Below are 13554 nucleotides of genomic sequence, written 5' to 3'. Positions count from 1 at the left end.
ACCGTGCGCGGATACACGTGCCGGCTCTTCCATGGCACACACTGGACCAGTGTGTTTCGCACATCAGCAAGATCCGAGTCACGCCACGGTGACTCGTGTGTGCCAACTGAAGGAGTGCAGTGGATTCATCACGGATTCCGGTTATGCCGGAGAGCGTCCCCGTAGCCGCCCGAGCCGGAGCGCCGTCGACTAACTTCACTCGCTGGCTGATGAAGAATCGTGTTCAGCCGGTTGGCCCGGAGAGCAGTGAGGAGGCGGCGCCGACGCACAGCTGGTGGAAGGTGATGTGTCTGACCGGCGTCGACTACTTTTCGACGCTCTCCTACCTGCCCGGAATAGCCTTCCTTGCGGCCGGCGCGCTCTCTCCACTCGCCACTCTCCTGATCGTGGCGCTGACTCTCCTCGGGATGCTTCCAATGTATTGGCGGGTCGCCAAAGAGAGTCCCCATGGCCAGGGTTCGGTGGCAATGCTGGAACGACTCCTACCGTTCTGGAAGGGTAAGTTCTTCGTCCTGGTACTTCTCGGGTTCGTCGCAACGTCGTGGATCATCACAATCACACTGTCGTCAGCGGATGCGACGGTACACCTGCTCGAGAACCCCTACGCACCGGCCTTCCTCGAAGGCCATCAGGTCACTATCACGATCGTGCTGCTGCTTATCCTGGGCGGCGTCTTCCTGCTGGGCTTCACCGAGGCCGTCAAGGTCGCCATCCCACTCGTGGCGGTCTTTTTGGTCCTGAACGGCATTGTCATCGGCGTTGGCCTCTACGACTCATTCACGCAACCGGGCGCGCTGGAGGGCTGGTTGGACGCCCTCACGACGCGCGGCGGCAGCGCCGGCGACATTATTGGCCCTGCCCTCCTGGCCTTTCCGCTGTTGGTGCTCGGGCTGTCGGGGTTCGAGACCGGGGTGAGCATGATGCCGTTGGTCGGCGCCACGGGGAAGACTGCAGCGGAGCGACTGGCGTCGCGCATCCGCAATACCCGGAAGCTGCTCACCGCTGCCGCGCTCATCATGAGCATCTACCTTCTCTCCAGCAGCTTCGTCACCACGCTCCTCATCCCGCCTGATGCGTTCCAGGAGGGCGGCGAAGCCAGCGGCCGCGCGCTGGCCTATCTCGCGCATGAGCTGATCGGGAACGAGTTCGGTACCGCCTATGACGTCAGCAGCATTCTCATCCTCTGGTTTGCCGGCGCGTCCGCGATGGCCGGGCTGATCAATATCGTTCCGCGGTATCTCCCCTCCTACGGCATGGCGCCGGAGTGGAGCAGGGCCATACGGCCCGTCGTCTTGGTCTATACCGGCATCAGCATCCTCATAACGATTGCATTCAAGGCCGACGTGAACGCTCAGGCGGGCGCCTACGCCACCGGAATTCTGGCCATGATGCTCTCCGGCGCGGCCGCGGTCACAATTTCTGCTGCCCGGCGTCGGCAACGACGAGCCACCCTCGGCTTCGGCGCCTTGACCCTCATCCTGTTCTACGCCTTGGCCGCGAACATCCTGAAAAAACCCGACGGGATTGCCATCTCGGCACTGTTCATCGGTGGAATCATCGTCGTCTCCCTCATATCCCGGGTGTCGCGCACCACTGAGCTGCGGGTCGAACGCGTCGACTTCGACGAATCGGCCCGCAGCTTTATCGCCGCGTCACTGGCTTTCGATGGCGCATTGAACCTGATTGCAACGCGGCCGCCCTCCGGAAGCCTGCCCGCCGACTACGCCGAGAAAGAGTCCGAACAAAGGCAGATGAACCCGGTGCCGGGTGCCGCCGATGTGCTGTTTTTGGAGATTGACGTCGTTGATCCGTCCGGCTTCAGCGACGTGCTCCGCGTTCGAGGCGTCGAGGTCGACGGGCATCGGGTGCTCCGTGCGCAGAGCCCGGCAGCGCCGAACGCGATTGCCGCGATACTTCTGGCCCTCCGAGATGCCACGGGCGTGCGACCGCAGGCCTTCTTCGAATGGTCGGAAGGTAACCCGCTCGGGCATCTCCTCCGGTACCTCTTGCTGGGGCGCGGAGATACGGCCCCGGTCGTGCGGGAGATCCTGCGCGAGAGTGAACCAGACCCGACGCGGAGGCCGGGGATCCACGTCGGCGGCGGCTGACCGCCGAGCCATCATCGTCCACGAATGCGTCAAAATTCGCTCCATCCGGGAGCGAGATGGCAACTGCGCGCATTCATCACGGCTAAGCCAGCAAAATCGACGTCGTCCCAGGGGCCGTTAGGCGCATCCAAACCTCCCCGGGATGCGCTCGCCCACGCCCCGGAGACCGACCGTTCCTACCGACCATCGCGGGACGCCGCCACCGTACTCCCCGCGTCACAGCACAGCACGAAAAAGTAGGGCCGGCTCCAGAACCGGCCCTACTTTTTCGCGACGCTACCGCTGGATTACTCCCACTCGATGGTTCCCGGCGGCTTCGACGTGACGTCGAGCACCACGCGGTTCACGCCGTCGACCTCGTTGGTGATGCGATTGGAAATCTTCGCCAGCAGGTCGTAGGGCAGGCGGGTCCAGTCGGCGGTCATCGCATCCTCCGAAGACACCGGGCGGAGCACGATCGGGTGACCGTAGGTGCGGCCGTCACCCTGCACGCCCACCGAGCGCACATCGGCGAGCAGCACCACCGGGCACTGCCAGATCTCGCGGTCGAGGCCGGCGGCGGTCAACTCGAAGCGCACGATCGCATCCGCTTGACGCAGCAGGTCGAGGCGTTCCTGGGTGATCGACCCGACGATGCGAATGCCGAGACCGGGGCCGGGAAACGGCTGGCGCTGAACGATTTCGTCCGGCAGGCCGAGCTCGGCACCGATCGCCCGCACCTCGTCCTTGAACAGGGTGCGCAACGGTTCGACCAGTTCGAACTGCAGGTCTTCCGGCAGGCCGCCCACGTTGTGGTGGCTCTTGATGTTCGCGGTGCCGCTTCCGCCGCCTGATTCCACCACGTCCGGGTAGAGGGTGCCCTGCACCAGGAAAGCGATCGGGTCACCGTCGGTTTCGGCGGCTTCCTTGATGAGCTCGGCCTGGGCTTGCTCGAAGGTGCGAATGAACTCGCGGCCGATGATCTTGCGCTTGGTCTCCGGATCGCTCACGCCCTCGAGCGCGGTGAGGAACTGCTCACGCACGTCGACGGTGACCAGGCGAATGCCGGTGGCCTTGACGTAATCCTCTTCGACCTGGCGGCGCTCGTCTTCGCGCAGCAAGCCGTGGTCGACGAAGACGCACACCAGCTGGTCGCCGATGGCCTTGTGCACGAGGGCTGCGGCCACGGCGGAGTCGACTCCTCCGGAGAGCCCGCAGATGACCTTGCCGGTACCGACCTGCGCGCGGATCTTGGCGACCTGCTCGGCGATGACGTTGCCGCTGTTCCAGTCGGGGTTGATACCGGCGGCGCGGTGCAGAAAGTTCTCCAACACGTGCTGGCCGTTTTCGGAGTGTTTGACCTCGGGGTGCCACTGCACGCCGTAGAGCCGCTTCTTGTCATTGGCGAACGCGGCGACCGGGGTGGAGGTCGACGAGGCCAGCACGGTGAAGCCCGCCGGCGCGGTGGCGACCGAGTCGCCGTGGCTCATCCAGACCGTTTGGCTGTCGGGCTGGTCGGCCAGCAGCACGTTGACGGCGTTGCTCACGACGACCGGGGTCGAGCCGTATTCGCGGGCTCCGGTGTGGGCGACGGTGCCGCCGAGGGCGGTCGCCATCACTTGGAAGCCGTAGCAGATGCCGAGCACGGGCACACCGAGTTCGAAGATCGCTGCGTCGAAGGCTGGCGCACCGTCGGCGTAGACGCTCGACGGGCCACCGCTGAGCACGATTCCGCGGGGGTTCTTCGCGAGCACTTCGGCGGCGGTGATCGTGTGCGGCACGATCTCCGAATAAACGGACGCCTCCCGCACGCGCCGCGCGATCAGCTGCGCGTACTGCGCACCGAAGTCGACCACGAGAACGGGGCGATCGAGCCCCGAGTCGGCGACGGGTGCATCCGCCGACGCGGTGTCGAGGGTGTCACTCATGAACGCACCTCGGAAGCCTTTTTCGCTTCGAGCTGCTCAAGGGAACGTTTGACGCGGCGAGTCATGGGGCCTTCCAGAAAGAACGAGAGCGTGGGGATGATACCGCCGAGCGCGATCAGCACGAAGAGCGGGAATGGCCAGCGCATCAGGCTCCACAAGCGGAAATCGGCGAACAGATAGAGCACGTAGAACCAGCCGTGCACGATCAAAATGATCGTGCTGAGGTTGATCGCGGCGACCGTGTCGCGCGGCACGAAGGCGAGAAAACCCTCGGAGCCGTTCATCTCGAGTTCGTAGCCGAGCACGAACTTGGCGTAGACCTCGGCGCAGAGCAACAACAAAAAGACACCGGTGATGATGGACGACACCTGGTAGAGCCGAAGCGCACCGGGGATTCGGGAAATATCGGCGGGCTTGGGATCGAGTGGCATGGGCTGATTCTACGCGCCCGTGCTGGGAGCCCCTGCAGTCACGCCTTGGAGCGCTGCTTCTTCCTGCTCGCGTTCCAGGGCATCGCGCACGAGCCGGTACCAGAGGAACACGGCGAACCCGGCGAAGACGACCCACTCGATCGCGTAGAAGATGTTCAGCCAGTTCAGCGACTGGTCGACTTCGGGCACCGGAGAATCGATCACATCGAGGCCCGTCGGGGCAGCGGCGTCGACGATATAACCGGAATACACCGACTGGTCGGTGAAATCGGCCCACAAATTGATCAGAGCGGATGGCGCAACCTTGGTCAGCTCCATCGAATCGCCTTCCGGGGCGGGCAGCTCCGGGGCTTCCCCGGTGAGAAAGCGTCCGGTCAGGGTGACCGAGCTGGTGTCGGGTGCCGCCTGGAGCTGGGCGATGACGGCCTCGGCGGTGCTTTTGTCGGGCGCCCAACCGCGTGCGACGGCGATGCTGGCGGCGGCATCCGTCTGAAAATGGCTGACGACCCAGAACCCCAAGCTGCCGCCGTTGAAACGCGTCGTGATGAGCTGCTCGTCACCGACCACCCAGGTTCCATCGGTGGTGACCATTTGACCGGTCGCGATCTGCGTCACCCCGCCGTCAGGCTGGGCAACGTCGGTGAGTGGCTTCACCTGCTCGGTGCTGCGCTCCACAACCACGCCGGACTCGATGGCGCGGTCCAGCTGCCAGTGCCCGAGCAGGGCGAAGGCCGCGGCAATGCCGAGGGCAAGCAGCAGTGCGGCCACCCAGCGGGGGCGCAGCATCATTCTGATCACAAATAGTCACCTGTGTGGGTTTCTCGCCCGGGTTTGCGTGCCGGTCTGTCGGCGTCATCTTCGGGTTCTGCGGAGTGCTGACCGAGAGCGAAATCGGCCATCGAACCCGAACCGGAATCGGCCGAATGCGAGCGTTTCGCTGCGTCCAGCGTATCGGCCGCTGGTTGGGAATTGGCCGAGTCGACCATCCGCTTGGCCGCGCGCCGGGTGGACTCGTCGGCATCCGTCGCCTGAGCGGCTGTCACCGCCTCGACCAGCGCGATCTCCTCGTCGAGCATCGGGTTGCGCGGCGCACGCGCGGCAGCGGATGCTGGCCCGCGGCGACGCAGGGCCGACCCGATCTTTTCCGAATTCGCCGCGAACAGCGGACCAAGGATCGCCATGACCAAGACGTAGAGGCCCGCGAACGGTTGCAGGCGCGGATCGAGCCCGGCCGACACCGACAGGGTCGCCAGAATCAGTGTGAACTCGCCGCGATTGACGAAGATTGCGGCGGTGTTGAGGGCTTCGCGTGGCCCCATTTTGTGCAGCCAGGCCAGCAGCGCCCCGGAGAGCAGGCTGAGCAGAAAGGTCATCACGATGGCCACGAGCACCACGCCGATCACTGATCCGAACTGGGCTACGTCGAGGGCGAGGCCGAAGTTGAGAAAGAAGAACGCCGCGAAAATGTCGCGCAGCGGCACCGCGACGCGCTCGATCTTGGCGCGGTAGCTGCTCGCGCCGAGCACGACGCCGATGAGGAATGCGCCGATCGCGTCGGTCACGCCGATGATCTCGCCGATGCCGGCGAACAACACCACCAAGCCGAAGAACAGGATCGTGAACAGTTCGTCGTCTTTGGTGCGCATGAGGCGGGAAACGACGCGACCGCCCCACCGGGCGAGGGAGAACATGGCCACGAGAAAGAGGAAGGCGATCGAGAGCTGCAGTACGATCGGCCAGATCTCGGTCTTGCCACTGAGCACAACGGAGACGATGGAAAGGTAGATGGCGATGAAGATGTCGCCGACGACGGTGACGCCGAGGATCATCGGCGTCTCCTTGTTGGCGAGCCGACGTAACTCAATCAAGAGCTTGGTAATGATCGCGCTCGACGAGGTGCCGGTCATGCCGGCGATGACGAGGGCCTCCCGTGGCCCCCAGCCCACCAGCAGGCCGAAGATGAAGCCGGCTCCCATGTTGATGAGCACCCAGGAGCCGCCGGAAATGATCAGAGTCTTGGCGTTGCCAAAGAACTCTTCCTGGTCGAACTCGAGGCCCAGGCTGAACAGCAGCAGAATCAGGCCGAAGACGGCGATCAGCTCGATGTCGCCGGACTCAAAGTCGAGGGGGAAGAAGTCGGTGTTCGGGCTCGCGAGAAGGCCCACGATCATATAGATCGGAATAGTGGGGAGCCCGATCAGTTTGCCCAGGCGGCCAAGAACGTAAGCGCCGACGAGCAGAATGCCGAGAACGAGGAGGTCTTCGCCGACGTGCATCGGCCTACCCCCCGGGTGGAGCGTCGACGGTCTTGGCCTTCACTTCACCGGTGCGGAAGAAGGCGAAGGCCTTGACCACCTTTTCGGGCGAACCGGCAACGACGAGGGTGTCACCGGGGAAGACTTTGAAGTCGGCGGCGGGGGCGGGGTTGGCCGATTCGCCGCGCACGACGGCGACTACGGTGAGGCCGGCAATGCCGCGGTCGGCGGGGTTGCCCAGGGGCTGGCCGGCGATGTGGTCTTCGTAGTCGACGGTGAACCAGTCGATGCTGAGGCCGGGAATCTGGTCGAGGGCGCTGAGCGACTCGGTGATCTGGGTGCCGCCGAGCAGCTCGGCGAGGGTGTGCGCCTCGTCTTCGTTGAGCCGAAGCGAGACCTTGCTCGCGTCGGGCCCGCCCTCGTCGTCGGCGAAGGTGATGAGGTCGCTGTGGCCGGAGCGGTGGGCGATGACACCGACCTTGCCGCCGTCATCCGTGATGAAGGTGTGCAGCACACCCACGCCGGGAAGTTTGACCCGCCGAACATCAACCATTGTCATGACTCCTGAGGTTTAGGGGCAGTTCCCTTATTCTACCGGAGCCGCTTTTGCCGTCCGCGCGCCGCGGGCTGCGCCGCCGCGCCGCCGCGCCCGGTACCGGTGGCCGCGCCACCTACAGTTGGCGCGGCCCCCGGCACCCGGCGCGGTGAGCGTTCAGGCGCGCTGAGTTATGCACAGATTCCCTGTGGCTCGGCCCAAGGAACTCATTCGCTGCCATTGTCTGGCCATGGCAAACACGGCGCCGTCCGAACCCGCATCAAACTACCTGCTCGCAGCTCTCGTGCGCCCAGATGGGCTCCTCCTCTCCTCGGATGCTGCGGCGGTCGGACTGCACGAGGCCGGCGCACGGAGTTCACGCACCACCGGGTCACCCGGCTGCGGCGCGGTGTCTATCTACCCACGATGCACTGGGACCGTCTCGACCTCGACGCGCGTTACCTCTTTCGCATCCGCGCCTACGCTGCGGTCAGCGCCGATCCACCGGTGTTCTCCCACCACTCTGCGGCGGCGATCTGGGGGTTTCCCCGACCCACAAGCTGGCCGACGGATGTCCACATCACCGTGCCGCAGGCGTTGGGCGGTCGTTCCAAGCCCGGAATCGTGCGGCACAGCGCCACCACCCCGGACGCCCTGCCGAGCGGCGCTATCACGCGCGGCGGACTGTTGGTCACGTCCGCGGCCCAGACCGCCGTCACGATGGCACGTGTGCTGCCGTCTCCGCAGGCTGTCGCAATGATGGACAAGGCCATTCACATTCCACGCAGGATGGCACCCGAAGGGAGCCCAGTGACGATACTGGTGTCGCGCGACGAGTTGCAGTCGGCCATGGACACGCTCGCCGGCTCTGGCCGACGCTATGGCAAAAGCGCAGCACTCCGCGCCGGGGACTTCGCGTCGACGCAGTCCGATTCCGGCGGGGAGTCGATCAGCCGCGCGCACATGTTCCTGCTCGGATTCACCGCTCCCGAGTTGCAGGTGCGCTTCGACGATGCCGCAGGGTTCATCGCTTATGTCGACTTCTTCTGGCGAGGCATCAACAAGGTCGGCGAGTTCGACGGGCACGGCAAGTACGTCAAGGAGGCCTACATGAGCGGACGCACCACCGCCGAGATCGTGATGAACGAGAAGCGCCGTGAAGATCGAATTCGCGCGTGCGGACCATCCGTTTCGCGGTGGGACTGGCCGGTCGCGCGCGACCTCGCGGCTTTCGGAATGTTCCTCTCGCGCATCGGCGTCCCCGGGCGCGTTAACACACCCACGTTCTTGCGCCGTCACCGCGCCCGGTGCCGGTGCCGGTGACCGCTCCCGCTAAGGGTGGCGCGACCACCGATAGCGGGCGCGTCGACCGACAGCAGGCTCGACCACCGACCACCGACCACCGACCGCGGGCGCGGCGACCGCGGGCCCGGCTGGGCTAGTTGGTGATTGCGATGTCGGGGGCTTCGAGGCGCACCCGGTCGGCGGATTCGTCGTTGGGCTCCTCCTGCGACGCCCGCTCGGCGGCCACACGGGTGAGATAGAAGCTCACCTCACGGTCGATGCGCTCCTGGTCCCAGCCCAGCACGCCGGCCATCAGCGCGGCGGCGACCGGCGCGGCCGAGACCCCGCGATCCCAGGCCTCGATCGAGATGCGAGTGCGGCGGGCGAGCACGTCTTCGAGGTGCAGCGCGCCCTCGTGCGAGGCCGCGTAGACGACCTCGGCACCGATGTAATCGTCGGCGCCGGGCAGCGGTTCGGCGAGCGCCGGGTTGTCGCGGATCAGGTCGAGCAGCTCGTCGGTGAGCGTGCCGTAGCGGTTGAGCAGGTGCTCAACGCGCACGGTGTGCACACCGAATGCCTTGGCTATCTTGCCGCGCTTATTCCACGCGGCCTGATAGCCCTCAGCACCGAGCAGGGGAATGTCCTGAGTCGTCGAGGCGGGAATGCGGCCGTCAAGGGCCGAGACCGCGGCATCCACTGCGTCTTTGGCCATGATGCGGTAGGTGGTCCACTTGCCGCCGGCGATCACAACGAGGCCGGGCACCGAATGCCCGACGAGGTGCTCGCGGGACAGCTTCGAAGTCTGGTCGCTCTCGCCGGCCAGCAGCGGACGGAGACCTGCGTAGACCCCCTCGACGTCTTCCCGGGTGAGGGGTACCGTCAACACCTCATTGATGTGTTCGAGGATGTAGTCGATGTCGGCCGCCGTCGCGGCCGGATGCGCCTTGTCGAGGTACCAGTCGGTGTCGGTCGTGCCGATGAGCCAGTGCCGACCCCAGGGAATGACGAACAAGACGCTCTTCTCGGTGCGCAACAGCAGCCCCATCGCGCTCTGGAACCGGTCGCGCGGCACCACGAGGTGCACGCCCTTCGACGCCCGCACCTTGAAGGTGCCGCGTTCGCCGACCATGCGCTGGGTGTCGTCGGTCCAGACGCCAGTCGCGTTCACGACCTGCTTGGCCCGCACTTCGAAGTGTTCGTCGGTCTGCAGGTCGTGGGCGCGCACGCCGACGACGCGCTCCCCCACCTTGATGAATCCTTCGACCCGCACCCGGCTTGCCGCGTGGGCGCCGTAGAACGACGCGGTGCGCACGAGCGACGACACGTAGCGGGCATCGTCGACCTGGGCGTCGTAGTAGGTGATGCCGCCGACCAGGGCGTCGTTGGCGAGACTCGGAATAAGCTTCTGCACCTGGCTCTTCGACAGGTGGCGGTGGTGCGGCACTCCGGGCGGGCGCCCGCCGGTGTACGAGAAAATGTCGTAGAGCAGCATGCCGGCACCGATATAGAACCGTTCGGTGAAACGCTTCTTGAGCGGGTACAGAAAGCGCACCGGCTTCACGAGGTGCGGTGCGATGCGTTGCAACAGCAGGCCCCGCTCGGTGAGCGCCTCGCGCACCAGGCGAAAGTCGAGCTGTTCCAGATAGCGGATGCCGCCGTGCACGAGCTTGGACGACCGGCTCGACGTGCCCGACGCCCAGTCTCGTGCTTCCAGAATCCCCACGCTCAAGCCGCGCGTGACGGCATCGAGGGCAGCGCCGGCGCCGACGATGCCGCCGCCGACGACGAGAATGTCGAGTTCCTTGTCTTTGAGCTTGGCGAGAGCGAAGACCCGCTCCTCAGGACCCAATTTTGTGGACCGCGTGACCGAATTGTGGGAGGCCATTGCTACTCCTGTTCAGACTCAGTTTTTTGAAGACGAGGGGTCAGGGCGTGATGCGATAACACGTGTGCGACATCATTGTTGCGGGGGAAGCTGAAAGTACGTCTGTCTTCGACGCTAGTTCACTCGGTACGGCGCGACAACCACTTCAACCCGCTGAAATTCTTTGAGATCAGAGTATCCAGTGGTTGCCATCGACCGGCGCAGCGCGCCGATGAGGTTGGCGGTACCGTCGGCGACCGGAGCCGGGCCGTAGAGGATCTCTTCGAGCGGGGCTACGGTGCCCACCTCGACCCGCTTACCACGCGGCAGTTGCGGGTGGTGCGCTTCGGCGCCCCAGTGGAATCCCCCACCGGGGGCGTCCGTTGCCCGTGCCAGAGCGGTTCCGAGCATGACGGCGTCGGCGCCGCAGGCGATGGCCTTGACGATGTCACCCGAGGTTCCGAGGCCGCCGTCGGCGATGACGTGCACGTAACGCCCGCCGGATTCGTCCATGTAGTCGCGACGCGCGCCGGCAACATCCGCAACGGCGGTGGCCATCGGCGCATGGATACCAAGGGTTGCGCGGGTAGTCGAGGCGGCTCCCCCGCCGAAACCGACCAGAACGCCGGCGGCACCGGTGCGCATGAGGTGCAGTGCCGCCGTGTAGGTGGCCGCGCCACCGACGATGACGGGTACGTCGAGTTCGTAGATGAACTTCTTGAGGTTGAGCGGTTCCTGGTTTTGCGACACATGCTCGGCCGACACCGTGGTGCCACGAATGACGAACAGGTCGACGCCGGCGGCGACGACGGTTTCATACAGTTCCTGGGTGCGCTGCGGCGAGAGCGCCCCGGCGACGGTGACGCCACCCGCGCGAATCTCCGCGAGACGGGCGGTGACCAGGGCCGGCTGGATCGGGGCGGAGTACATCTCCTGCATGCGCGCGGTGGCCTTATCGGCGGACAGGTTGCGAATTTCGGCGAGCAGCGGTTCGGGGTTCTCGTGCCGGGTCCAGAGGCCCTCGAGGTCGAGCACGCCGACGCCGCCGAGCTGACCCATCATGATGGCCGTGGTGGGCGAAACGACGGAGTCCATCGGGGCGGCGAGCACCGGAATGGCGAACTGGTAGGCGTCGATGGTCCAGCCGACTGAAACGTCCTCCGGGTCGCGGGTGCGCCGACTGGGCACCACCGCGACGTCGTCGAAGGCGTATACGCGGCGTGCGCGCTTGGAACGGCCGATCTCGATTTCCATGGTTCCAGTTTAGAGGCAGTCACCGACATCCCTTTTTCGAGCGGAGGCTGCGACAGACAAGCTGCTTCAGAAGCGGGGCGGCGGGTATTCCGCGGGCCCTTCGAGTTTTGAGCGAGGAGCGGATGACCCGTCGTCAGCGCGGGCCGCCCCAAGAACGCGAGCGGCGGCCCGAGCCGGACCTACCGACGGTAGTTCGGGGCCTCCACCACGATCTGCACGTCATGCGGATGGGATTCCTTCAGCCCGGCGGGTGTGATGCGCACGAACTTGCCCTTTTGCTTGAGCTCGGCGATGGTGCGGGCACCGACGTAGAACATGGACTGACGCAGGCCGCCGATGAGCTGGTAGGCCACGGCTGCCAGGGGTCCGCGGAACGGGACCTGGCCCTCGATACCCTCGGGAATCAGTTTTTCGTCGCTAGGGACATCGCTCTGGAAATACCGGTCCTTGGAATAGGACGTCTTCGAGCCGCGGGTCTGTAGTGCGCCGAGCGAACCCATGCCGCGATAGGTTTTGAACTGCTTGCCGTTGACGAAGACGAGTTCGCCGGGACTTTCGGTGCAACCGGCGAGCAGGGAGCCGAGCATGACGGTGTCGGCGCCGGCCACGAGGGCCTTGGCGATGTCACCGGAGTACTGCAGACCACCGTCGGCGATGACCGGAATGCCGGTTTCGCGCGCGGCCAGCGAGGCCTGGTAGACGGCGGTGATCTGCGGGACGCCCACACCGGCAACGATCCGGGTGGTGCAGATGGAGCCGGGGCCCACGCCCACCTTGATGGCGTCGGCACCCGCGTCGATGAGCGCCTGAGCGCCTGAGCGAGTGGCCACGTTTCCGCCGATCACGTCGACGTCGGCGAAGGCCTTGTCTGTTTTCAGCCGACGAATGATGTCGAGCACGCCGGCGCTGTCGCCGTTGGCGGTGTCGACCACGAGCACGTCCACCCCCGATTCGAGCAGGGCACCCGCGCGCTGCCAGGCATCACCGAAGAAGCCGATGGCGGCGCCGACGCGCAAACGTCCGCCGTCGTCCTTGGTGGCGAGGGGGTATTCCTCGCTCTTGTCGAAGTCCTTCACGGTGATCAGACCGGTGAGCTTTCCGTTGGCGTCGATCAGGGGGAGCTTTTCGATCTTGTGCCTGGCGAAAATCGCCAATGCGTCTTCGGGTGCCATACCGACCTTGCCGGTGATCAGCGGGGACGTGGTCATGACCTCGCTGACCCTGGTGAGCGCCTTCTTGGCGTGCGGCACGAAACGCATGTCCCGGTTGGTGATGATTCCCACGAGAATGCCCTCACCGTCGATGACGGGCAGCCCGCTGACGCGGAACTGGCCACACAGGGCATCAACCTCGGCCACCGTGGCGTCGGGCGACGTGGTGACCGGATTGGTGATCATCCCGGATTCGCTGCGCTTGACCAGGTCGACCTGCTCGGCCTGGTCACCAATCGAGAGGTTGCGGTGCAGAATTCCGAGACCACCCTCGCGGGCCATTGCGATGGCCATGCGCGTCTCGGTCACGGTGTCCATGGCGCTGGACAGCAGCGGCAGCGACACGTCGATTCGTCGGGTCAACCGGCTTTTGGTGACCGCCTCACTCGGAATGACGTCCGTGTGCCCCGGAAGAAGCAGCACATCGTCGTAGGTGAGCCCGGTGAATCCGAACGGATCTGGCTGATCCATGAAACTCCTTACCTAGCAAAAAACAGAAAATTGTCCGACAAATCGCATGATTTAACGGGTCCTCCAATGTTAAGCGTGTTTGCGCTGATCACATTCCGCCCACGAATCGTGAGCCGGTGCGAACTTTCGAAAAATTTAGGACATAATCGGCACTTACAACACCAACGACATTGGCTGTACTTGTCCGGCGCCCGCTCGGTCACCCACCGGTCGGCACCAACATGGAGGTCCCGT

10 protein-coding genes are annotated in these 13554 nt (G+C 65.1%); 2 read left to right on the top strand and 8 right to left on the bottom strand.

All coding sequences use genetic code 11. The features are described from left to right. The first annotated feature begins 143 nt into the window (after positions 1–143). On the top strand, positions 144–2108 hold the full coding sequence (locus E3T50_RS10745) for an APC family permease (protein WP_134551867.1): 1965 nt from the start codon (positions 144–146) through the stop codon (positions 2106–2108). Positions 2109–2395: 287 nt separating this feature from the next. Here the strand turns inward: E3T50_RS10745 and guaA are convergent, their stop codons facing one another. The 5 genes from guaA to E3T50_RS10720 are packed head-to-tail and all read right to left on the bottom strand — an operon-like array spanning position 2396 to position 7260. Then, a complete protein-coding gene (guaA, locus tag E3T50_RS10740; protein WP_134551809.1) occupies positions 2396–4015 on the bottom strand; it encodes a glutamine-hydrolyzing GMP synthase in 1620 nt (539 codons plus the stop codon). After that, entirely contained in the window at positions 4012–4446 is a 435-nt protein-coding gene (locus E3T50_RS10735) for a DUF3817 domain-containing protein (protein ID WP_134551808.1), read from the bottom strand. The genes guaA and E3T50_RS10735 overlap by 4 nt, the downstream gene beginning before the upstream one ends. A 9-nt stretch (positions 4447–4455) precedes the next feature. Continuing rightward, positions 4456–5235: an SURF1 family protein gene (locus E3T50_RS10730; RefSeq protein ID WP_241990882.1), complete on the bottom strand. Its 780-nt coding sequence runs from the start codon at positions 5233–5235 to the stop codon at positions 4456–4458. Positions 5236–5240: 5 nt separating this feature from the next. Continuing rightward, positions 5241–6722 (bottom strand): cation:proton antiporter, encoded by a 1482-nt coding sequence (locus E3T50_RS10725; RefSeq protein ID WP_134551806.1) that lies wholly within the window; start codon positions 6720–6722, stop codon positions 5241–5243. A 4-nt stretch (positions 6723–6726) separates the two neighbouring features. Then, a complete protein-coding gene (locus E3T50_RS10720; RefSeq protein WP_241978471.1) occupies positions 6727–7260 on the bottom strand; it encodes a cation:proton antiporter regulatory subunit in 534 nt (177 codons plus the stop codon). A gap of 402 nt (positions 7261–7662) precedes the next feature. On the opposite strand from E3T50_RS10720, the gene E3T50_RS10715 reads away from it, so the two are divergent. Beyond that, positions 7663–8559: a DEAD/DEAH box helicase family protein gene (locus E3T50_RS10715; protein ID WP_134551805.1), complete on the top strand. Its 897-nt coding sequence runs from the start codon at positions 7663–7665 to the stop codon at positions 8557–8559. Between the two features lie 115 nt (positions 8560–8674). On the opposite strand, the gene E3T50_RS10710 is transcribed toward E3T50_RS10715, so the two are convergent. From E3T50_RS10710 to guaB, 3 genes are all read right to left on the bottom strand, one after another. Further along, positions 8675–10405: a glycerol-3-phosphate dehydrogenase/oxidase gene (locus tag E3T50_RS10710; RefSeq protein ID WP_134551804.1), complete on the bottom strand. Its 1731-nt coding sequence runs from the start codon at positions 10403–10405 to the stop codon at positions 8675–8677. A gap of 114 nt (positions 10406–10519) precedes the next feature. Beyond that, entirely contained in the window at positions 10520–11638 is a 1119-nt protein-coding gene (locus E3T50_RS10705) for a GuaB3 family IMP dehydrogenase-related protein (RefSeq protein ID WP_134463440.1), read from the bottom strand. A gap of 179 nt (positions 11639–11817) precedes the next feature. Further along, positions 11818–13320 (bottom strand): IMP dehydrogenase, encoded by a 1503-nt coding sequence (guaB, locus tag E3T50_RS10700; protein ID WP_134551803.1) that lies wholly within the window; start codon positions 13318–13320, stop codon positions 11818–11820. Between the last annotated feature and the right edge of the window lie 234 nt (positions 13321–13554).

This window comes from Cryobacterium gelidum (assembly GCF_004403985.1).
GTDB classification, from domain to species: Bacteria; Actinomycetota; Actinomycetes; order Actinomycetales; family Microbacteriaceae; genus Cryobacterium; species Cryobacterium gelidum.
The sequence above is the reverse complement of the archived record's forward strand: the minus strand, read 5'-3'. Positions and strand labels throughout refer to the sequence as shown.

Excerpts from the sequence above, each read along its gene's own strand:
- E3T50_RS10745 (WP_134551867.1), top strand. The coding sequence starts at position 144 with ATGCCGGAGAGCGTCCCCGTAGCCGCCCGAGCCGGAGCGCCGTCGACT.
- guaA (WP_134551809.1), bottom strand. The coding sequence starts at position 4,015 with ATGAGTGACACCCTCGACACCGCGTCGGCGGATGCACCCGTCGCCGAC.
- E3T50_RS10735 (WP_134551808.1), bottom strand. The coding sequence starts at position 4,446 with ATGCCACTCGATCCCAAGCCCGCCGATATTTCCCGAATCCCCGGTGCG.
- E3T50_RS10730 (WP_241990882.1), bottom strand. The coding sequence starts at position 5,235 with ATGATGCTGCGCCCCCGCTGGGTGGCCGCACTGCTGCTTGCCCTCGGC.
- E3T50_RS10725 (WP_134551806.1), bottom strand. The coding sequence starts at position 6,722 with ATGCACGTCGGCGAAGACCTCCTCGTTCTCGGCATTCTGCTCGTCGGC.
- E3T50_RS10720 (WP_241978471.1), bottom strand. The coding sequence starts at position 7,260 with ATGACAATGGTTGATGTTCGGCGGGTCAAACTTCCCGGCGTGGGTGTG.
- E3T50_RS10715 (WP_134551805.1), top strand. The coding sequence starts at position 7,663 with ATGCACTGGGACCGTCTCGACCTCGACGCGCGTTACCTCTTTCGCATC.
- E3T50_RS10710 (WP_134551804.1), bottom strand. The coding sequence starts at position 10,405 with ATGGCCTCCCACAATTCGGTCACGCGGTCCACAAAATTGGGTCCTGAG.
- E3T50_RS10705 (WP_134463440.1), bottom strand. The coding sequence starts at position 11,638 with ATGGAAATCGAGATCGGCCGTTCCAAGCGCGCACGCCGCGTATACGCC.
- guaB (WP_134551803.1), bottom strand. The coding sequence starts at position 13,320 with ATGGATCAGCCAGATCCGTTCGGATTCACCGGGCTCACCTACGACGAT.